At 67.2% G+C, this 20,396-nt stretch carries 15 protein-coding genes and 5 pseudogenes; 11 read left to right on the top strand and 9 right to left on the bottom strand.

Translation table 11 applies throughout. The annotated features are described in order from the left end of the window. Positions 1 to 135: 135 nt before the first annotated feature. From ACZ4YL_RS23220 to ACZ4YL_RS23210, 3 genes and pseudogenes are all read left to right on the top strand, one after another. Positions 136 to 222 (top strand): annotated as a pseudogene (locus tag ACZ4YL_RS23220) (IS5/IS1182 family transposase); the annotation flags it as partial. Then, on the top strand, positions 198 to 608 hold the full coding sequence (locus ACZ4YL_RS23215) for a pentapeptide repeat-containing protein (protein WP_468118975.1): 411 nt from the start codon (positions 198 to 200) through the stop codon (positions 606 to 608). The pseudogene ACZ4YL_RS23220 and the gene ACZ4YL_RS23215, both read left to right, overlap by 25 nt. 162 nt (positions 609 to 770) lie before the next feature. Beyond that, entirely contained in the window at positions 771 to 1,013 is a 243-nt protein-coding gene (locus tag ACZ4YL_RS23210; RefSeq protein WP_468118946.1) for an ATP-binding cassette domain-containing protein, read from the top strand. 673 nt (positions 1,014 to 1,686) lie between these two features. On the opposite strand, the pseudogene ACZ4YL_RS23205 reads toward ACZ4YL_RS23210, so the two are convergent. Together ACZ4YL_RS23205 and ACZ4YL_RS23200 are read right to left on the bottom strand one after the other, a co-directional pair. Further along, positions 1,687 to 2,250, bottom strand: a pseudogene (locus ACZ4YL_RS23205) (adenine nucleotide alpha hydrolase family protein); the annotation flags it as partial. 11 nt (positions 2,251 to 2,261) lie between these two features. Continuing rightward, on the bottom strand, positions 2,262 to 6,536 hold the full coding sequence (locus ACZ4YL_RS23200) for a CHAT domain-containing protein (protein WP_468118945.1): 4,275 nt from the start codon (positions 6,534 to 6,536) through the stop codon (positions 2,262 to 2,264). Between the two features lie 559 nt (positions 6,537 to 7,095). Between ACZ4YL_RS23200 and ACZ4YL_RS23195 the strand changes: the two genes are divergently transcribed. After that, the gene (locus ACZ4YL_RS23195) at positions 7,096 to 8,052 is read left to right on the top strand and encodes a hypothetical protein (RefSeq protein ID WP_468118944.1); all 957 of its coding nucleotides are present in this window, start codon (positions 7,096 to 7,098) and stop codon (positions 8,050 to 8,052) included. A gap of 274 nt (positions 8,053 to 8,326) precedes the next feature. On the opposite strand, the pseudogene ACZ4YL_RS23190 reads toward ACZ4YL_RS23195, so the two are convergent. Continuing rightward, positions 8,327 to 8,545: pseudogene (locus tag ACZ4YL_RS23190) on the bottom strand (hypothetical protein); the annotation flags it as partial. Between the two features lie 58 nt (positions 8,546 to 8,603). Here ACZ4YL_RS23190 and ACZ4YL_RS23185 point away from each other — a divergent pair. Next, positions 8,604 to 9,403, top strand: a protein-coding gene (locus ACZ4YL_RS23185; protein ID WP_468118974.1) for an IS5 family transposase whose coding sequence is annotated in 2 segments (ribosomal slippage) — positions 8,604 to 8,939 and positions 8,942 to 9,403 — 798 coding nt in all. Because the reading frame shifts where the segments join, the coding sequence is not laid out codon by codon here. Between the two features lie 159 nt (positions 9,404 to 9,562). On the opposite strand, the gene ACZ4YL_RS23180 is transcribed toward ACZ4YL_RS23185, so the two are convergent. Further along, positions 9,563 to 10,126 carry a hypothetical protein gene (locus ACZ4YL_RS23180; protein ID WP_468118942.1) on the bottom strand — a complete coding sequence of 188 codons (564 nt, stop codon included), beginning with the start codon at positions 10,124 to 10,126 and terminating at the stop codon, positions 9,563 to 9,565. A 275-nt stretch (positions 10,127 to 10,401) separates the two neighbouring features. On the opposite strand from ACZ4YL_RS23180, the pseudogene ACZ4YL_RS23175 reads away from it, so the two are divergent. The 4 genes and pseudogenes from ACZ4YL_RS23175 to ACZ4YL_RS23160 form a co-directional block, all read left to right on the top strand. Continuing rightward, positions 10,402 to 10,543, top strand: a pseudogene (locus ACZ4YL_RS23175) (SNF2-related protein); the annotation flags it as partial. 615 nt (positions 10,544 to 11,158) lie between these two features. Next, entirely contained in the window at positions 11,159 to 12,256 is a 1,098-nt protein-coding gene (locus ACZ4YL_RS23170) for a hypothetical protein (RefSeq protein ID WP_468118940.1), read from the top strand. Further along, positions 12,253 to 13,014 (top strand): hypothetical protein, encoded by a 762-nt coding sequence (locus ACZ4YL_RS23165; RefSeq protein WP_468118938.1) that lies wholly within the window; start codon positions 12,253 to 12,255, stop codon positions 13,012 to 13,014. Before ACZ4YL_RS23170 ends, ACZ4YL_RS23165 begins: the two co-directional genes overlap by 4 nt. Positions 13,015 to 13,026: 12 nt before the next feature. Continuing rightward, positions 13,027 to 13,695 (top strand): hypothetical protein, encoded by a 669-nt coding sequence (locus tag ACZ4YL_RS23160; protein ID WP_468118936.1) that lies wholly within the window; start codon positions 13,027 to 13,029, stop codon positions 13,693 to 13,695. An 81-nt stretch (positions 13,696 to 13,776) separates the two neighbouring features. Here ACZ4YL_RS23160 and ACZ4YL_RS23155 read toward each other — a convergent pair whose 3' ends face one another. Next, the gene (locus ACZ4YL_RS23155; RefSeq protein ID WP_468118935.1) at positions 13,777 to 14,175 is read right to left on the bottom strand and encodes an IS3 family transposase; all 399 of its coding nucleotides are present in this window, start codon (positions 14,173 to 14,175) and stop codon (positions 13,777 to 13,779) included. Between the two features lie 110 nt (positions 14,176 to 14,285). Here ACZ4YL_RS23155 and ACZ4YL_RS23150 point away from each other — a divergent pair, with 110 nt between their 5' ends. Both ACZ4YL_RS23150 and ACZ4YL_RS23145 read left to right on the top strand, forming a co-directional pair. Then, on the top strand, positions 14,286 to 14,975 hold the full coding sequence (locus ACZ4YL_RS23150; protein ID WP_468118934.1) for a transposase: 690 nt from the start codon (positions 14,286 to 14,288) through the stop codon (positions 14,973 to 14,975). A gap of 126 nt (positions 14,976 to 15,101) precedes the next feature. Further along, positions 15,102 to 15,398, top strand: a complete 297-nt coding sequence (locus ACZ4YL_RS23145) for an IS30 family transposase (RefSeq protein ID WP_468118933.1) — start codon at positions 15,102 to 15,104, stop codon at positions 15,396 to 15,398. 45 nt (positions 15,399 to 15,443) lie between these two features. Here ACZ4YL_RS23145 and ACZ4YL_RS23140 read toward each other — a convergent pair. From ACZ4YL_RS23140 to ACZ4YL_RS23125, 4 genes and pseudogenes are all read right to left on the bottom strand, one after another. Then, a pseudogene (locus ACZ4YL_RS23140) lies at positions 15,444 to 15,674 on the bottom strand (transposase); the annotation flags it as partial. Positions 15,675 to 16,045: 371 nt separating this feature from the next. Continuing rightward, entirely contained in the window at positions 16,046 to 17,569 is a 1,524-nt protein-coding gene (gene exaC, locus ACZ4YL_RS23135) for an acetaldehyde dehydrogenase ExaC (RefSeq protein ID WP_468118932.1), read from the bottom strand. A 54-nt stretch (positions 17,570 to 17,623) separates the two neighbouring features. After that, the gene (locus tag ACZ4YL_RS23130) at positions 17,624 to 18,937 is read right to left on the bottom strand and encodes a GAF domain-containing protein (protein ID WP_468118930.1); all 1,314 of its coding nucleotides are present in this window, start codon (positions 18,935 to 18,937) and stop codon (positions 17,624 to 17,626) included. 198 nt (positions 18,938 to 19,135) lie between these two features. Further along, entirely contained in the window at positions 19,136 to 20,395 is a 1,260-nt protein-coding gene (locus tag ACZ4YL_RS23125; protein WP_468118928.1) for an SWF or SNF family helicase, read from the bottom strand. Between the last annotated feature and the right edge of the window lies 1 nt (position 20,396).

Here is a 20,396-nt window from a genome sequence, read left to right as displayed (position 1 = left end):
ACCTCGACAACTGCGTGGGCTCTCGGAACACCCCGAGCATGCCCACCGATCACGCCGGCGCACCGGGCAACTCCAAGATCCCCGACAGAGTCAAGTTAGGACCACGACAAGTACCGCCGCCTTGTCTGGGCTCTCGGTGTGAAACCGGTGATCGCCAGGCGGGGTACGGAGCACGGCTCCGGACTGGGTGCCAGGCGCTGGGTTGTCGAGCGCGCCTTCGCCCACACACAGAATGCCTCTCCAGCCTCCTGGCCGGCACCCAGCTCCACGGGACCCAGATGCGCCGCGCCGTCTTCCACCACTGCAAGTTCGACTCGGTCAACCTGCGTGCGGCTCAGCTGGCGAACGTCACCTTCGTCGACTGCCTGCTGCGCGACGTCGACTTCGCAGGCGCGACCCTGACCGGCGTCTCATTCCCAGGAACGACGCTCGACGGAGTCGACCTCACCAAAGCCACCCTTACCCGAGTCGACCTGAGCGAGGCGACCGCACTGGGCATCACCTCCGGCGTGGCAGCTCTCAAGGGCGCCACCATCAGCACTCCCCAGCTGCTCGACCTCGCCCCGGCCCTGGCCCAGCACATCGGCCTCACTGTCAAGGACGCCTGACCCCACAGCCTCATGCCCCCGAGCCCGTTGTGCCGCTCATTTCGTTAGCCGTTCTTATGCCGGAGCGGCCCCGCACCAGCAGGGCGGCGCGCGCGACGGCCCGTACGCCTGGAGACGCGGAACCTGACCGCGCGGCACCGAACCCGTCAAGGGACCGCCGACGTGCTGAGCGACATCGCGGTTTCGGTCGTGGCGGGGGAGTGCCTGGCACTCGTCGGCCGTTCCGGCAGCGGCAAGACCACCCTCGGACGCGGCCTGGCCGGACTGCACTCCCTCTGCAGCGGTACGCTCCTGCTCGACGGGGGAGCCGCTGCGACGCAGCCTGCGTGCCCGCGGCCGTGCCGAACTGGCCGTAGTCCAGTACGTGTTGCAGGAGGTTGCCGACCGAAGGGAGACCCTCCGTGAGCACCGAACGGCGAGAGAACCCGAAGCAATCCTGCTGCAGTCAGCCTTCCCCGCCGCCAGCAGCGTCGATGAGGTGCAGCGACGGACCGGGATGACGGTCCGTGGCGCCCGGCTGGAAGCGTGCGAGCGCTCCCGTCGCAATGCGGCTGAGCCGGTGCCGCAGAGCCCTCGCCAGTAGCGGGCAGCCTCACCGGCGACTGCATCACCCGTGTCACGCGAAGTTCCTAGCGGACATGGTGATCTTGGTCGAGAAGCGTCTATCAGCAGCTTTGCCGTTTTGTGCAGCCCATCCCCGACAACGACCGGCCGCCACCATCAGTTTGGAAAGGGCTCTGCGTCTGCTGGTATGCGCGGTGGACCGGCGATCGCGCTGGCCCGTGCACGGCCCGGATCTTCCCTGTGAAGTGAGATATCGGAGGCAAGTGAACTCTGCAATCACCCGATTTCGGTAGCCGTTCGAGACCAGGGCAACGGTGCCTGACCGGTCGTTTGTGCAGGTCAGGCACCGTTCTCAACTTCTTAGAAGAAGCCGAGCTTCTTGGGGGAGTAACTTACTAATAAGTTCTTCGTGTACTGGTGGTACACGACCGGCACCACTCCTGACCTGCAGGAATGAGGGTGATTACTGCCGCCGGTGGGGCGCTGGTCCGTGACTGGCCCGGATCTTGGTCCGAACCCCGGCGGTGTGCGCCGCGATCAGAGCGGAGACCACACCGCCGATGCAGGCCACGCCCACGACGGCCACCAGGAACAGCAGTGCCTCGCTGGTGAGGTTCAGCGTGCCGCGCATGCGGTCGAGGGCGAGCGTGAGCAGTAAGGGGAGCAGCAGGGTGGCGACCGGTCCGGCGATGAGCCGGGAGGTGGGGAGGGTGCGTCTGCGGGAGGGCAGCAGCCGGCCGTGGCCCGCCCGCTCGTGCGTGACCATGTGGACGTCGATGTCCTCCGACAGCGCCACCACGGTCTCGCCGATGCCCCGGCCGGTGATGAATCGTTCCAGCCGACGGCGGCGGCTCGTACCGAGGACCAGTTGGGTGGCGTTCTCGGCCATGGCGAAGTCCACCAAGGCGGTGGGTACCTCGTCGCCGACGACCGAGTGGTAGCTGCCACCGAGATCCTCTACGAGGGCCCGCTGGACGGCCAAGGCCGCGTGCGAGACGCCTGCGGCCAGCCCGTCACTGCGCGTGACGTGCACGGCGAGCAGTTCACCGTCGGCGGAGCGGCCCGCGATGCGTGCCGCGCCCTGCCCGTCTATGCGCCGACGTGGAGGTAGGCAGCCCATAGGGAGGGGGTTGCTGGGTAGCGGTCGCGTGCCGCGCGGATGGTGTGGTGGAGGGCGATCGCGGCTTGATCGGGGTCGAGCGATCCGGGCGGGCCGGTAGTCAGATGGGTGTAGAAGGATTCGGCGATCTCGACGGCCAAGCGGTCGTCAATTGGCCACAGGGTACCGATGACATGGGGGAATCCAGCGAGTTGGAAGGCGCTGGTGAGGTGGACGGCTTCGTCCCGCAGGCCGGAGCTGCCCGGGTTTGCGGTGCTACAGGCGGAGAGATAGGCCAGCCGGGCGTGGTCGAGGTTGACCTGGGCGAGGGTGGAGACGGTGAGCGGCGCCGTGGCGTGGTCGTGCAGGAGCAGGCGGCTGTGGGAGGGGTCGTTGCGGTCGCTGGTGCCGTGGCAGGCGAAGTGAACGATGGCGCAATGGGGTAGGCGTTCTAGGACATTGGCTGCGGTCGGAATATCGGGATTCGCTAAGAGCGAGGCGCCGTTTGCGGCTGCGGCAGGTTCGGTGAGTTGGACTGGGTGGTGGAGGAGCGCGCGGATTCGGCGGGCCTCCTCGGCTGCATGCCTCAGGGGGCTGTGACCGGGGGTAGTCGGCATGGCGACGATCAGGGACTGAGCGGGGCTGTCTGGTGATTGCCGGCGTCCACGGGCGTGCCGAAGCGCACGGATGGTTGGGGTATAGGACGAGATAACCCTGTCCAGGGCTGTGCGGCGGTGCGGGCCATGTGCGGGGTCGGTGTGGAACCCCGCAGCGTGCAGGGGGAGCTGTCCGAGGAGGGCGCCTGGTGCCCACCACACCCGTGGCAAAGGACAATCGTTTTGGGCTGGAGGGATCGCCTCACCCAGAGTGGTCAGGGCGTCCAGGGCCGGCTCGACGGCCGCTTCCCAGAGCCATTCCAGGATCTGGCGCAGGCTCTGTTGTGCGCCGATGCGGTCTCCGTCAGGCGCCGTCGTCTCGGCAAGTGCCTGGTAGAAGGCGCTCACCTGATCTTGGACTGTTTGCCGGGCGAGTCCTGGTAGTGGGCAGGAACTGATGCCGTTGCGGGTGAGTAGGAGCGCATCACTGCGGAAGTTGCTGACGTTGAATGTCACCACGGGGCCGTCAGTAGCTTCGGTTAGAAGATCGGCAGGCGTGGGGGGCAGGCCGAACGTGGTGAAGCCGTTGCAGGTCCGGATGCATTCTAGGAGCTTCTCCAACTCCTCCGCCAGCCGATGGCGCTCGCGGCTCGTCGTCTCGGCCTGTCCGAAGTCGCCCGCTGTGCCCCCGACAGCACCGTCCTGGTCAAGGAGCACGCGGAGCTCGGAGAAACGTCTTGCCAAGTCCGGATGTTGGGCCTGCAGGTCAGTCAAGTCGCTTCGGGTCTGAAGTGCTTGGGACAGGATGACTGCGCGCCCTGCCTCGGACAGGCGCAGCGCCCGGACGGCCCGTTCTTCAGCGCTTCCGCTGGGGTCGGCCAAGGCCAGGGCGGGCGCCTCTGTGGAGAGGCCGGTGCTGTTGATGAGGACGTGCTGCTGGTCCGCCCGACGTAGCCTGCGCGGTGCCGCTTCCGGCATCATCAGCACCGCCCGCTCCAAGAACCTGGCCGCCCGGCCGGGATCCGAGGATGCGGCCCAGAGGCCGGCCGTACGGGCGGCATTGACGCGGCTCCGCGGCGGGGCTGCCTCCAGCGCAATCACCTGTTCTTGTACGGACAGCGCCTCCTCCCGATCGGCCAATGTCCCAGTGCGGTCGAACCGCTCCCACAGGGCGTAGGCAAGGTTGGACAGGCTGCTGGCCCGGCCGCTGGGGTCGTCGTGCTGTCTGGCTTGGACGCCAGCGCGGCCTGCCTCTACTGCGTCATCCAGATCCGCCATATGCCCGGTTCGGTCGAAACGCAGCTTGAGGGCGGCACCGAGGGCGGACAGGCGAATAGCGCGGGCCGGCTCATCGAGGGGGGTGGCTTGGACGACACCCCGGGCCATCTCTACTGCCTCATCGAAATCCTTGCGGTCCCCAGTGTGCTCAAGCCACTCCAGCAGAGTGACAATGAGATTGTGCTGGCAACTCTCGCGATTTAGGTGGCCGGGTGGGGCGGCTTGGACAGCAGCGCGGCCTGCCTCCACTGCGTCATCCAGATCCGTCAACTGCCCGGTCCGCTTGAACCGTGAGTGCAGAGCGTTACCGAGGTAGGACAGGCGAGGGGCGCGGCTGATGTGATCGAGAGGGGTGGCTTGGACGGAGGCCCGGGCCGCCTCCACCCCTTCATCCAGATCCTGGCGGTCCCCAGCACGCTCGAACCGGGCCCGAAGAATATCTCCGAGGCTGTACAGGCGCCTTGCCCGATCTGGGTGGTCGTGCGGAGTCGTTTGGACGGCGACCCGGCTCGCTTCCACTGCCTCGTCCAGATCGGCCAACTGGCCGATCCGCTCGAACCGCGTCCGCAGGGCGTGCCCGAGAGAGTACATGCAGACGGCGCGGCCAGAGTGCTCGAGAGGGATGGCTCGGGTAGTAGCTTGGCGCGCTTCCACAACTTCATTCAGGTTCTCCAGCGTCCCGGTGCGTTCAAACCGTGTCTGAAGGATGTCTCCCAGGTAGGCCAGGTTGAGGAAGCGGTCGGGGTGATCTAAGGGGGTGGCTTCGGCGGCACTGTGGCGGGCCTTCACCGCCTCATCCAGATCTTCGCGGTCCTCGGTGCGCTCAAACCGTGTGCTCAGAGCCCACCCGAGGCTCTTCAGGCGATCGACGCGGTCAGGGTGCTCGAGCGGAGTTGCTCGGACGCTGCCTCGGGCCACTTCCACCGCCTCGTCGAGGTCCTTCATCGACCCGGTTTGCTCGAAGCGTATCCGCAGAGCGATGCCAAGGGCGGTCCGGCAAACGGCGCGGTCGGCGTTCTCGAGGGGTACGGCTTTGAGCGCATTGCGGCGTGCTTCCACCAGCTCGTCCAAGTCCTCAGGCGTGCCGGTGCGTCCGAACCGGGTTTGCAGCACGTCGCCGAGGCGCGACTGGAAGAGGGCGCGATCGGAATGGCCGGGGGGAGTTATCCGGGTGCTGCTGCGAGCCGCCTCCACTGCCTCATCCAAATCCGCCAGCGTCCCCGTACGCTCATACCGCTCCCGCAGAGCCACGCCGAGGTTGTCCATGTACGGGGCGCGGTCGCGATGATCGAGGGGTGTGAATCGGATGGCACCGCGGGCCGCCTCCACCGCCTCGTCTGAATCCGTCAGCATCCCGGTACGTTCGAACCGCGCTTGCAGAGCGAGACCGAAGCCGGACAGGTAAGCGGATACGTCGGGGTCGCTGGGGGTGGCTTGGGTGGCGTCCCGCCATGCCTCCACCGCCTCGTCCAAATCATCCGGCGTCCCGTTGAGCTTGAACCGCGCGTGAAGGACATTTCCGAGGCGGGCCAGGTGGAGTGCGCGGTTGGGGTGATCGAGGGGGGTGGCTTGGGCGCCATCCCGAATTGCTTCTACCGCCTCGTCTAAGTCCTCGCGGACCCCGGTGCGGTCAAACCGCTCCCGCAGAACGTGGCCGAGTTGGGTCAGCCAAAGGACTCGGGCGGGGTGATCGAGGGGGGCGGCTCGGGCGGCATCCCGAATTGCTTCTACCGCCTCGTTCAAATCCTCGCGGACTCCAGTCCGATCAAACCTCTCACTCAGAACGAAATACAAGCTGGAGAGGTAAGTGGCACGGCCGGGGGCATCGGGGAGGTCGGCTTGGGTGACACGGCGGCGTACCTCCACCTCCTCATCCAAGTCCGCCAGCGTCCCCGTGTGCTTGTACTGACTTTCCAGGGCCATAGCTAGGCCGGTCAGGCAGGGAACGTAGTGGGAGTGGTCTTCGGGGATGCTGCCCGTGATGCGCCTCCACAACGCCACGCTAGGTGCTAGGAGAGTGGCGTCCACTGGTGTGCTCGCAGTGCGGTCGAGCCACTCCGTCGCAATGGGTACCGACCGCGCAGCGAGCGGGGCGAGCAGTTCCTGCGGCAGAGGATCCATCCCCGCGACGAAGCACCGCGTGAAGAACTGGAGTGTGGCGTCCCAGTCCTGTTGGGCTTCCTCCGGGGAGCGAGCTTTAGCGCGGTAGTAGTGCAGCCACCCCAAGACGTAAGCGGCTTCGAGACCATCCGCGTGGTCGGAAACGTACTCGGCAAGACGATACGCCTCGTCCAGCGCCGCCGGCTCCAATACTGGGGACCAGTCATCCGTGGCCATCACCAGATCCAGCCTCTTCCATACCACGGCCTGCAGTTCCTCGCGCTGCCCCATGCGCCCTCCCCGTAACTGCCGATCCGTCAACTACCAAATAGTGTCAGGTAGTTGCACGGAAAGGGGGAGTTCGGAGAGCATGAGTGCGCAGACCACGGCCACGGCCACGTGCAGTGACCTAGCCTCCGCGCACGGCCATAGGAAGCAGCGAACGGGGGTGCGGGATGCCTGATCAGTACGACAGCGGCAGAGACATGCAGTCGCGCGAAGACGTCGCCTACGTGTGCGACCAGCTGCACCGCATACGGTCCTCCCTGCAAGCGCACAGCCCCCAAGGCGCGACTCCGCTGGAGCGCTTTCTAGCTGCGCTGCGCGACGCGGAAGATCTCATGGCACCGCTGAACGCACTCCATGAGGCATTGCTGGCTGCAGGCGACGCTGCGGGCATCCACGGTGGCGCACGTGGGTTGAACCCTCTAGGGATCGACCCTGCCACGCCTGAGGAAGTGGTATTGCTGTGCCCGACGAGCCAGTGCTCGCGGTACAGCTGGCCCGACGGCCACGAAGCTCCCCACTGCCGGATCAGCGGTCGACCCCTACGCCGAGAAAGGCTGTAGTGGTGGGCGGCTTCCTCAACGCCCTCGGGCAGAAGCTTGCCGAGCGCTGGCTGACGCTGCTGGTCCTGCCTGGGGCGCTCTTCCTCACCACTGCCGTCACCGCCCGAACCCTCGGGCAGGCCCACGCCCTGGACTACCCACGTCTCATAGGCCAGATCACCCGCTGGGCGAAGACCCCCGCCGTATCCACCTTGGGTGGCCAAGTCGTGCTTCTCGGCGCGGTCCTCGCCGCCGCTGCGGCGGCCGGGCTGGTCGCGCAAGGCTTGGGAACACTGGTGCAGCGCACTGTACTGGCCGCCAGCTGGCGTACCTGGCCGGCCCCACTGCGGCAGTGGGCACGCATCCGCGTCACCCGCCGCCGCGCTCGCTGGACCGCCGCCCAGCACCGCTACCGACAGCAACTGGACGCCGACGCCCGCACCCTGGCCGTCCAGCGCCGTAGGGCCGATCCCGCTCAACGACGCGCCGCGCACCATGCGATGAATCGCATCGCCGCGGAGGAGCCGGACCGGCCCACGTGGAGTGGGGACCGCATCCACGCCGTTGCCGTCCGCCTCGAGCGCGACCATCACTTGGACCTGCCCGTTCTGTGGCCGCACCTGTGGCTCACCCTGCCCGACGCCACCCGCGCCGAGATCACAGCCGCCGAACAAGCCCTCACCCGCGCCACCACCCTCGCCGGCTGGGCCATCCTGTACGCGCCGCTGACCGCATGGTGGTGGCCAGCCGCCCCGCTTGCCGCCGCCCTCGCCCTGACCGCCCGGCACCGCATCCGAAGCGCCACCGACACTTACGCCCAGCTGGCAGAGGCCGCTACCCGTCTCCACACCACCGACCTGGCCGGACAGCTCGGCATCGACCACGCCGACTTCCTCGACGTCAGGCTCGGCGACACGATCACCCAACGGCTCCGCGCCCGCCCTTCTCTCCCGCCCGCCTCAGGCGACAACCCGCGCTGAAGCGAGGAATTTCGTAAACCACTGCTCTGCTTCACCTAATATCTATGGCCCTGCGGGGCAGCCTGGTCACTTTGAGGTCGGCACGGTCTCCTCACGTAGGCGCTCGATCTCGAGGTGTTGGGACGAGATGCGGGAGAACGCAAGCTGCTTGAACTCCTTGAGTTCGGCGAGTTCTGTCTCCCGCTGTTCCAGGGCTTTGAGGCGGCGGTCGAATTCCTCGGCCAGGTGTTGGTAGGGGCCGGGTCGTAGTGTGCTGTCGCGGTTTCCAGTCGTGCCTGGCCACGCTGCGGCGAACAGGCACGCCAGCACTGAACTCGGGCCGGATCACCTTCAGCGCGACGGGCCGCCCGCCAGGTGTGAACGACAGGTACACCTTGCCCATGCCGCCCGCACCCTGGATCGCCGCCAGCCGGTATCCGCCCACAACGGCAGGGTCGTCGTTCCTCAAGGGCTGGAAGGGCCTCAAAGCGGTACACCACTCATATCGGCTCATCCCCTGTTTAGAAGCCATCTCAATTGGCGACTTGGGTAGGCTGTCGGCTGTGGTGGGGATCGTTGAGCGGCTGGTGCCGGATGAGTTGTGGGTGCTGTTCCAGCGGGTGGTGCCGGAGGCGCCTTCGCGGCCGCAGGGTGGTGGCCGGCGTCGGTATGGTGACCGGGAAGTGCTCGCCGCGATCGTGTTCGTTGCCACGTCGGGCTGCACATGGCAGCAGCTGCCGACGGCGTCGTTCGGGCCGTCGGGGGCGACAGCCCACCGGCGCTTCACCGAGTGGACGAAAGCCAGGGTGTGGGCCAAGCTTCACCGCCTGGTCCTCGACGAGCTTGGCGCTCGCGGTGAGCTGGACTGGTCCCGCTGCGCGATCGACTCGGTGAACATGCGGGCTCTGAAAAGGGGGACCTGACGGGTCCGAATCCTGTTGACCGGGGCAAGTTCGGGTCGAAGATCCACTTGATCACGGAGCGGACCGGTCTGCCCCTGTCCGTCGGAATCTCTGGCGCGAAGCTGCACGACAGTCAGGCCCTCGAACCCCTCGTCCGCGGAATACCGCCCATCCGTTCACGCCGCGGACGCCGACGACGCAAGCCCGCCAAGCTCCACGCGGACAAAGGCTACGACTACGCCCACCTGCGACGATGGTTACGCGGACGTGGCATCAAGCACCGCATAGCCCGCAGGGGCATCGAGTCCTCGCAGCGACTGGGCCGCCACCGCTGGACCATCGAACGCACCATGGCCTGGCTCGCCGGCTGCCGCCGCCTCCACCGCCGCTACGAGCGCAAAGCCGAACACTTCCTTGCCTTCACCAGCATCGCCTGCACCCTCATCTGCTACCGAAGACTGACCAAATGAGATGACGTCTTAGCAGACTCGTCCGGTCACGGCTAGCAGGCCATGGCAAATGGCATGCGCACGACGTCACGGCAAGGCTGGCCGACAGTATCGAGGCTGGCCAGAGATCTGGCTCCGCGCGTCGCCCTCGCGCCGTCGCAACTTGCCCGCTTCCGGTCACTACCGGGCTAGGACTGACTCCAGGGCCTTCTTGATTTCGCGAATGGCCTCTCCAACACCGGGGATTGGGATCGCGCTGATCAGACTGTCGAAGAGGTTGTCGATGGTCTCGAGCAGCTTGCCCAGCAGCTTGCGGGCACGCTTCCAGAGAGCTCGGCGTTGTGGATCTGGATCTTCGGGCGGATCCGCAGCGTTGAAGTTCGGATCGTCATCGATGTCGCGCCCCGTGGGCGGACGAGCTTCACGAGCAAGTCGCAATGCACCCTCGGCGCGATCCTCGGACCAGTCAATGACATCAAGCTTCAACTGGAGGCTCGGCCCGCTCAGCCCCACACGGTCCAAGGCAGCCTCTAGTTGCTCAACAGGTTCGCCATCCTCGTAAACGCGCAGAGCGTCGCGCACTTGCTTGAAGGCGTCGCGCTCGCGGAGCTGCCTCAGCGCGGCCCGAAAGCCTCCTCGGAGCGATTCAGGGACGAGCGGGCCATCTTCCATGACGATCTGGCCCATGCGTTCCTCGAGGAGTTTCACGCAATGGACGAGGTTTTGCCGCTCTGCGACCGACACCTGGTCACCTCCGACCGAGCTAGATCAGTGACCCCTTGCCCACGTTATGGGTCGATACAGGTGCCTGCATCCCAGCGCGGGCGATGCGGGTCGAGTGCGCCGGAATCGGCGAGCAGCCAGGCATGGCACTTACCGGGCCCAGCGGTACAGCGCTCGAGGTGACGACAGCCCGCCCCGAGTCACCTCAGGCCGGGCAGTCCAGAGAACGTCACGCACATGTCTTCAACGTTCCATTGCAGGTCAGCGTCGATGCGAACATGTTCAAGTAGCGAAAAGCCGACGAGGCCCAGCACATCAAGAACCCCCAACTCCGCCACGGCCAAAGCGCTGCGCGCCGTGCCGGCCCGCGGCCGGATCGCGGTCACCGGCACCCCGGTGGAGAACAACATCACCGAGCTGTGGGCCATCCTCGACTTCCCTGTCAAGTCAGCGTGTTGAGATTGGGGCCTCGTGACTGACGGCCTCTGGAAGAGGTCACCGCGTCGTTCTGCCCGCCCGGGGAGGGTGAAGTGGTTGTCTTTCCTTTAATGCTCTGCTCGACCCATTAAAGGAAACCACGACGTGTCGCTGAGTGCTCCAGGACTCAGAAGTGCTTGGCTCACTGTGCAACGAATTCAGTCCCGTCAGTCCCTCGCCCAGCAGGTCGGAATGAATGGAGGGTTGTCTGCGTACACCCGAACGTACCCGGCCAGGAAAGGCGAAACGGACTCACCCTGGATTGGCTCCCCCGGTCCTTAGAACCTCCAACAGAACGATCAACGATGCGGTTGGACCGTTCTCGATATCAGGTTGGCCCTTCGGCGGGTGACGCGGCCGAAGCGGAGGGATGTAGGTGATGAGTTGTGGGCAGTGGTCGAGCCACTGCTGCCGAAGGTCGAGCGGCGCTTCGCGCTACCCAAATCGTCGCCATCCGCGCCCAAGTGGCACCAATGCGATGCGGGCCTATGGTGGTTTGTAGAGCATGTGTGATGTGCCGACGATGCATGCAATCCGGCTGACATCTACGGAGCAACTCCTGTCCAAGGAGGTGCCGTGAACGAGCCTGTCTTCCTCGTCCTCTTCATCGATGAGCCAACACCGTCCGAACAGGAGGGCCTCCGCCTCGGACGGTCGGTGCAGGGACCTGGGGACCATCTGCTGTGGACGTCCTATGCCCAACCTGGCGTTGTGGGGCGCTTCCTACTCGAGGAACTTGCCAGTGGACGGGTGCGAAGTGCTGCCTTCCTGCCAGAGATCCCGCCGGCGGATCTTCGTTGGCTTGCCACTGAGTGGTGGGGCCGGCTTGTCGCCGACCTCGACCTCATCGATCTCCTCATCAGTGTGACGGAGAATCAATGGACTCGCGAGTCTATTGACGAAGAGCGGCATATCGCTGTCCTGCGGCCTAAGCGGAAGCACCCGGAGGGTGGGGAGCGCGCGGCGAGGGTCCGCGAATTGGAGGGAACGGCAGCCGCTTACCGGCAGACGCTATTCAGTGCCGAACCTTCTGCGATGCGCGTGAGCCTGGGTGAAGTTAGACAGGACATCCGTGCCTGGTTCGGCAACCTCGCCGACCCTGATATCGGTGGCGCGATCGCCTTGCTCACCCTCTCGGGTGCGCATCACGGCTCCGATGAATTCGTGCTGAGAAACCCTGCCGCCCTGGGCCTGCTCTGTGAGTATCCGGATGATTCACTCGCCGCACACCGACGCGACGGCAGTCTCCAGGTTTCGGCTGTCGGCACCACCTTGCAGGCAGCCCTTCATCATGTGGCCACATTTCGTACCCCAGCCGATGCCTGGGAGAGCGAGTTGGCCGCGCTTCGGGCCACAGACGGCGCCGCAAAGTACATGGCCCTGCTTGAACTGACCGGGCTGCGCGATCCCGAAATCGTGATCGGTGAAGGACTTGTCCTCGAACAGACAGGGCTCACTGGGGCACAGACTCTGGCCGCTAGTCATTCCCGTTCTTTGAGGGTCGACATCGGTGACATCGTTCCAGTAGTCCTGCCAGCGTGGTGCTTGAATGCCTCACTAAGAGCACCGGGGGGTGAACCGGTCAGGCCCACACCGCTGCGCTTCGCGGCAGGTGATTCGCAGCGGAACGTGTGGGACATACAGTCAGAACTTCTTAAACGGAGTTGGATATGAGGGAGCAGCTCTTCATACCACAACGCTTTCAGGATGAGATCCGCCAGCATGTTGTGAAGTGCTCGGAGAGCCGCCTGGCGCAGTTGGTCGACGAAAGCATGGACGAAGACCGCAGGACTCCGCTCGTCATTAAGTACACCTCAGCCCGGTATGCCGGTAGCTATCGCACCGGAAGTGGGGGCCTTTACATCTCCGATACTCCAGGATTCACGTGGGGTGACGCCACATATGTCACCCCCCTGGCCTTCCCGATCTCATCAGCCATCTTCGGCCGAGTTGGCGTGGTGGCTCGGTTCTCTCCGGAGAAATGGCTGGTCTATGACGCCACCCAGCCGCTTCTGGAGGAGTTGTACATGAGGTGGACCGTACTTCAGCCTCGTAGTCGGCAGTTGCTGCTCACCTGCCACTCGCAACTGGCCAACCAGTTCATGCGGAACTTGTTCAGAACAGCCTTTCAGATCGACTGCGTGTTGTTCAAGCCCGACCAGCGCAACCGCTGGTACACGCGCCATGGTGACGTATGGATGGCCGTCTCGGACTGGGATTCAAACCATGAGCTTATACATGTCGGGCCCAGCGGTTCCTTCACGGACGCACGTATCGCGGTACTCGCGGAGGAGGAATTCGAACCAGTCCACTACGATCTGCGCCGCAATGCACTGATCGGCCCTCTGACCCCACTGGCGGCCAACCCTATTGCTGCAGCGAAGGTCCGTAAGGCTTACGCTGGCAACACTCTCGTACATCTGCACGCGTAAGGATTATCGCAAATGAAGGGCATCCTCGGCCTAAGCGCCAACTTCATCGATTGCATGACGAACCCCGTACACGGAAACGAAGTCAACCAGGCATACGCCTCACGATTCATCGAGCTCACTCAACGCGATGAAAGCCTGCCGGGGCAGCTTGCAGCAGTCAACCTCTCAGCGAGCGACACAGACCTACTTTCTATGCAGTCCTGGCTTTGGTATCTGAGGTGGCTGGCCACGCGAACAGCACCACCTCGGGACGAGTTCCTAACCGCCCTCTATGCGGATGCTGATGATTCCTTGGTCCGCCTCATCATTCTTGATTCAGTGATGACTCATCCATCGGTGGTGCGCTCCTACAGCGACTTCCAGGAGCGCCAGTTCATACCGCTGGACGAGCTTCCGCCGAGCTGGCCGCGGAACCTTCTTCTCAGTCTCGTCTCAGAAGCGCCGGCAGCACGAGACGACGTCGACGCCAGCCCGACTGAGCAGCTGCAAAAGACCGTGGAGATAGCATCCTCCCTGCTCCAGATAGCCAGTCCGCCCGCTATGGTGCTACTGCGTGGGCTGCTGAAATATCCGTGGCAAATGCGGGACGATGTCGTTCGGTTCGTCGATGGCGTACTGCAGTCTTCAGGCATGAGAGCTCCAGAAGTGGATCACTTGAGACACAGGCTGGGGCTGATATGAGCGAGTTCCTCGACGACGGGGGTAGTACAGACGGATGCGGCCAGCCGCGTGCGGCTCCCTCGCGCACCACCGCGTAGGAATCTATGTGCCCAGCCGCGCGTTCGAGCCGTGCAAGTCGCGGCCGATCAGGTCGGGGCGGGAGGCCGCCTGCGGGTCAGGGACGGTGGTGCGGTGGCCGCGTCGGCGGTGCCGGCCCGCGACGCCTGCCTCTCGCATGAGTCGGGCGATCCGGCGCCGGCCGCAGGCGTGGCCCTCACGCAGCAGGGCTGCGTGGATCCGCGGGGCGCCGTAGGTGCCGCGTGAACGCGTGTGGACCTCGTTGATCAGCGTGGTCAGTTCCTGATCACGTCGGGCCCGCGGGCGGGTGGCGGCCTGTCGGCGCTGGTAGAAGGCGGACCGGGAGACCTTCATCAGCTCACACGCCCGTTTGACGTTGTGACCTGCCTGCTTCTCCGCCTCGATGAACGGATGAACCGTCACCGGGTCACCCTCGCGAAGAAAGCCGTCTTAGATGCAACCGGTCAGAGCAACAGTGCAGGTTGAGGGCGGTACAAGTGGCAAGACTGGGTCGGCCGGGGATGTCGGATGAGATGAAGGCCGATCTGTGGCGGCGGTGGAGGTCCGGCGAGTCGATCAGCGTCATCTCGAGAGGCATAGGCAAGCCGCCTGGCTCGGTGTTCACCGTCCTCAAGCACCACGGAGGAATCGCTCCCCTGTCCCGCAAGGAGCGCGTCGGAAGTTTGACTCTGGGCGAGCGGGAGGAGATCTCCCGCGGTCTGTGCGCTGGCGACTCCTACCGGGCGATCGCCGCTCTCCTGGGGCGAGCCGTGTCCACGGTCAGCCGTGAGGTCAACAGCAACGGCGGACGCGACGTCTATCGGGCGATCCCCGCGCAGGAGCGTGCACTTGAGCGCCGCCGGCGTCCGAAAGAGTGCCTGCTGGCCCGCAGGCCGGCGCTGAGGCAGACGGTGCTGGCCCTACTGCGGGAGGAGTGGTCACCGGAACAGATAGTCGGGCATCTGCGTCTGCATCATGGTGACGACCCGGAGATGCGGGTCAGCCACGAGACGATCTACCGGTCGGTCTACACCACCCGGTGGAAAGTGGTGCCCCGCGAGCTCTGCAAACGCCTGCGGACCGGCCGTCCGATCCGGAAGAACAAACGACACACGGTGAAGGGTCAGTGGCGCTCACAGATCATCGATGCCCGACGATCGAGGACCGGCCCCTGGCCGCAGAGGACCGCAGCGAGTCCGGGCACCTGGAAGGCGATCTGGTGATCGGCTCGAACAACAGCCAGGTCGCGACACTCGTCGACCGCAAGACCCGGTTTCTCCACATCGTGCAGCTCGCCAGCCGCCACACCGCCGTGGTCGTTCCGGCTCTGGCCCGAAGCCTACGCACGCATGGATTCCCGCCTGCACGGCACGCTGACCTGGGATCGCGGCATGGAACTGGCAGCTCATAAACGCCTCTGCGCCGACACCGGCATCGACGTGTTCTTCGCGGCCCCACGAAGCCCCTGGCAACGAGGCACCAACGAGAACACCAACAAGCTGCTCCGCCAGTACCTGCCCAAGGGGACCAACCTGTCGACCTTCAGCCAGGACGACCTCGACGCGATCGCGACGAAGCTCAACGACCGTCCGCGCAAGTGCCTGGGATTCCGGACACCAGCCGAGAGCGTTGCCTTGACCGGTTGAATCTAAGGTGGCCCGCTTGAGGATCTCGATGTCCTCCCGCAGGCGGCGGTTCTCCCGCCGCAGCTCGGCAAGCTCGGAGCGTTCGTCGCGCTCCAGGTCCTTGGGCTGGTGGCTCTCGTCGGCCTGGGCCAGCCAGAGGCGGACAGCGGTCTCGGTCAGGTCGAAATCCCTGACGACCTCGGGCACCGACCGGTCTCCCCGCAGGCACAGCTCGACGATCTCGGCCTTGAAGTCCGGCGTGAACTGCCGCCGCGGCCGCGGCTTCTTCTTCTGCATGTTCTCCATCATGGACATCCCTCCCAGGGCACAACCCCAGATCTCGGATGTCCGCCAAACCGAAGCAACCTCAGCCCGGACCACCGATGGCGAGCGGGGCGTAGTTTGATGACTAGCTTTGTGCTCGAGATTGAGGACGACGCGGTCCCGGATCCATCTCCGGGCTACGGGCAGCGAAGACTGCCAATGTCTGCTGGTATGCGCGATGGACCGGCGATCGCGCTGGCCCGTGCATGGCCCGGATCATCTCTATGAAGCGGGATATCGCAGGCAATGAACTCTGGAATCACCCGACTTCGGTAGCTGTTCCGAGACCAGTGCATGATGCCTGACCGGTCTTTTTACGCAGGTCAGACACCGTGCTCAACCTTTTAGAAGAAGCCGAGCTTCTTGGGGGAATAGTTTACTAATAAGTTCTTCGTCTGCTGGTAGTGCTCCAGCATCATCTTGTGGGTCTCGCGGCCGATGCCCGACTGTTTGTATCCGCCGAAGGCGGCGTGTGCCGGGTAGGCGTGGTAGCAGTTCGTCCAGACGCGGCCCGCCTGGATCGCGCGGCCCGCGCGGTAGGCGGTGTTGATGTCGCGGGTCCAGACGCCCGCGCCCAGGCCGTACGCCGTGTCGTTCGCGATCCGTACGGCGTCGTCGAAGTCCTGGAAGGACGTCACCGACACCACCGGCCCGAAGATCTCCTCCTGGAAGATCCGCATACGGTTGTCGCCCTCGAAGATGGTCGGCTGGACGTAGAAGCCGCCCGCGAGATCGCCCTCCAGTTCCCGGCGCTCGCCGCCCGTCAGGATCTTCGCGCCCTCCCGCTGGCCGATCTCCACGTACGACAGGACCTTCCTCAGCTGCTCCTCCGACGCCTGCGCCCCGATCATCGTGTCCGTGTCCAGCGGGTGCCCCGGCACGATCAGTTCGGTGCGGGCCACGGCCGCGTCGAGGAAGTCCCCGTACCGGCCCCGCTCGATCAGCGCGCGCGACGGGCTCGTGCACACCTCGCCCTGGTTGAGGGCGAACATGGTGAAGCCCTCCAGGGCCTTGTCGCGCAGGTCGTCGTCCGTCGACCAGATGTCGTCGAAGAAGAGGTTCGGGCTCTTGCCGCCGAGTTCCAGGGTGACCGGCTTCAGGTGCTCGGCCGCGTACTGCATGATCAGCCGGCCGGTGGCGGTCTCCCCGGTGAAGGCGATCTTCGCCACCCGGGGACTGGACGCGAGCGGCTTGCCCGCCTCCTCCCCGAAGCCGTTGACGATGTTGACCACGCCCGGCGGCAGCAGGTCCGCCACCAGGCTCAGCCAGTAGTGCACCGACACCGGGGTCTGCTCGGCCGGCTTCAGCACCACCGTGTTCCCGGCCGCCAGCGCCGGGGCCAGCTTCCACACCGCCATCAGGATCGGGAAGTTCCACGGGATGATCTGCCCGACCACACCCAGCGGTTCGTGGAAGTGGTAGGCGACGGTGTCGTCGTCGAGCTGGCTCAGCGCGCCTTCCTGCGCGCGCAGCGCTCCCGCGAAGTACCGGAACTGGTCGACGGCCAGGGGCAGGTCGGCCGCCAGGGTCTCCCGCACCGGCTTGCCGTTCTCCCAGGTCTCCGCGACCGCGAGGGACTCCAGGTTCTGCTCCATCCGGTCCGCGATGCGCAGCAGGATCGACGACCGCTCGGTGACCGAGGTACGCCCCCACGCGGGCGCCGCCGCGTGGGCCGCGTCCAGCGCCCGCTCCACGTCCTCGGCCGTGCCCCGGGCGACCTCCGTGAAGACCTGGCCGTTGACGGGGGAGGGGTTCTCGAAGTACCGCCCGCGGGCGGGCGGAGCGTACTCGCCGCCGATGAAGTGGTCGTAGCGGGACGCGTACGACATGAGCGCCCCCTCGGTACCGGGCGCAGCGTAGCGGGCCATGGTGTCCTCCCCTTGCCGGGCGCCGGCCGCCGTCGGACAGCGCTCGGGTGGAGGCTAGGAGCGGGCAGGTTGCGGATACGTTGCACGCCGCCGTCCACCGGGGTCCGGGTCCGGGCGCACACCGAACTCCCGGTCCAGGGCCCGTACGCGGGCCAGCGCGGCCGGCCTGCGCTCCGGCGGCAGCGCGGCCGCCAGCGCCCGCCACGCCTCCGGGTCGTCCGCGCCCCACGGGCCGCACACCCAGTCGGTCAGCAGCCCGGCATCCGCCCGCGCGATCACGGCCGCCCGCGCCTGGTCCTCGATCCGGCGCCGCAGCCGGACGATGCCGGGCGCGGTGGAGGCCGGCAGCAGGGGGCCGGGGTAGTGGTGGAGAGCCGCGGACACCGCCCCGGCGGCCAACTGCCGCGTCAGGGCGGTGAAATCCGCGTCCAGCGGACCGGCCGTGCGATACGGGCGCGAAAGCGGCGCCGACGGCCCCAGCAGGGCGCGCAGCCGGGAGATCTCGGCGCGTAACGTCACCGGTGACACCGACTCGTCCTCGTACAGGGCGATCGCCAGCTCCTCGCCCGACAAGCCCTCGGGATGGTGCGCGAGCAGCGCCATGATCTCGCTGTGCCGCCGCCCCAGCCGGAGCGTGCGACCGGCGGTGACCAGCAGTGCCTCGTCCTGGCCGAGGGCGGCGAGCGTGTCCCGGGCGGCCGGCGGATCCGGTTCGAGCAGGGTCAGCTGGGCTTCCGCCGCCCGGGCCACCGCCTGCACGAAGCCGAGGGAGTGCGGGTGGGCCAGGCCGTCGCCCCCGGTGATGTCCACCGCGCCCAGCAGCCTGCCGGTCCGGGGATCCCGTACCGGGGCCGCCGCACAGGTCCACGGGTGCACCCGGCGGCTGAAGTGCTCGGCCCCGAAGACCTGCACGGGCTCGCCCGTCGCGACCGCCGTCCCGGGCGCGTTGGTCCCCATCGCCGACTCCGCCCAGCGCGTACCCGGGACGAAGCCGAGGCCCTCGGCCCTCCGCAGGGTGCCCGCTTCGCCCTCCACCCACAGCAGGCTGCCCCGCGCGTCGCACACCGCCAGCAGATGCGCCCCGTGCGCGGCGAACGCCCCGACGAGATCCCGGAACAGCGGCATCACCCGGGCCAGCGGGTGCTCCTCGCGGTACGAGCGCAGCTCCGCCTCCGCCAGCTCCACCCGGGGCGCGCACTCCGGGCTGAGCCGGGCCCGCGCGCACCGCCGCCAGGACCGTGCGATGACCGCCCGGACCGGCTCCTCGACCCGCCCGTCCCGGGTGAACGCGGCATGGGCCCGCCGTAGTTCGCGCGTGCGCGCGGCCGGATCGGCCCCGCCCGGCAGCGCCACCGAAGGATCGCCCATGTCACCCTCCCGTGGTGCCGCGGTACGGAGTTACGGAGCTGCGGAGCTGCGGAATGACGGAGCAACCGAGCCGCGGAGTGACGGAGCTGCGGAGTCACCGGGCTGCGGAGCGTCCCCATCGTCGTCCCGGTACCGGGTCCCGGCAAGCCGTACGTCGGCCAGGGCGCCGGCGGTATGCGGCCCGCGCGGGCCGAAACCTCATGGGGCGGGATCGGCCTCCAGCGCCGAACCGGGGTCCGGGGCGGACGGCCCCGACGGGATCCACCGGCCCGCCTCTCGGCGGTACGGCCACCAGCGCCCCTCCCGGCCCAGCCGGAGCTGGCGGCCGGTGCCCGCCTCCGTCCAGCGGGCGCGGACCCGGCGGAGCACGGGCGCCTCCCCGTCCGCCCACGCCGCGGCCAGGGCCGCACGGGCACGGGCCAGTGTGCTCCGGTCCGGCGTCCAGTCGTCCTCCAGCGCCGCGAGGCCCGGGGCCGCGCCGAAGCCCCAGGCCCGTACGGCCAGTTCCATGTCGGCCCGGCTGCGTCCGGTAGCCGCCGCCAGGCGGGAGCGGACCCGGAAGTCATGAGCCTCGGCCGTGAGTCGTACGGCGTCTTCGGCGTGCGTGAGCGGGGCCGCCGGGGCGCGATCGGCGTGTCCCGGAGCCAGCGCCTCCGCGAGCCGCCGGTGGGCCTCGGCCGCGGCCGCCCGGGCCAGGAACTCCACCGCGTCCACGTCGAGACGTGGTTCCGGTCCGGCCTCGGTGTCCAGCGTCGGCGGCCGGCCCGGCGCCTGTGGCAGCCCCGGCACCGGGGGCAGGGCAGGAAGGACGGCGCCCGCCGCGAAGACCTCCGCCGCCGGGACCCCCTCGTCGGTGGGCGTCCGCGGAGCATCACCTGCTGCTTCCGCCGTGCTCCTCCGCGCCAGCTCGTCCACCAGCTCGCGCTCGCCCCGGCCCCGCAGGAGCAGCAGCACGAAGGGGTCCTGGTCCAGCAGCCGGGCCACCTGGTAGCAGAGCGCGGCCGTGTGCGGGCAGTGGTCCCACTCGCCGCAGTCGCAGCGCGGATCGAGGTCCCCGATGCCGGGCAGCAGTTCCACCCCGGCCGCGGCCGCGTCCTCGGCGAGCTCCGGCGGCACCTCCCGGTCGAGCAGCGCGGCGATGTGCCCGGCCTCCGCGGCGGCCAGATCCAGCAGGCGGTCCCATTCCGCTTCCGAGAACTCCTGGACCAGCACGTCCGTCCGGTGCGCCGTCCCGTCCGGATCGCGCACCACTGCGGTGAGCCCGCCGGGGCGTACCGACACCGCGCCGACCGCGCCCGAGCGCGCGTACCGGCGCCCCTGCCTGACCTGCGTCCCGTCGAGCGCGCTGTCCTCCAGGGCGCGCAGCCAGGCATGGCCCCACCAGGTGTGGGCGAAGCCGCGGCCACGGGTGGGCGCCACGGCCGGGAAGGTCTTCTCGTACGGGTCCCGGGTGTTCATC

It is taken from the genome of Streptomyces sp. NPDC030021, assembly GCF_055574035.1.
This window is presented reverse-complemented; position numbering and strand designations above follow the sequence as displayed.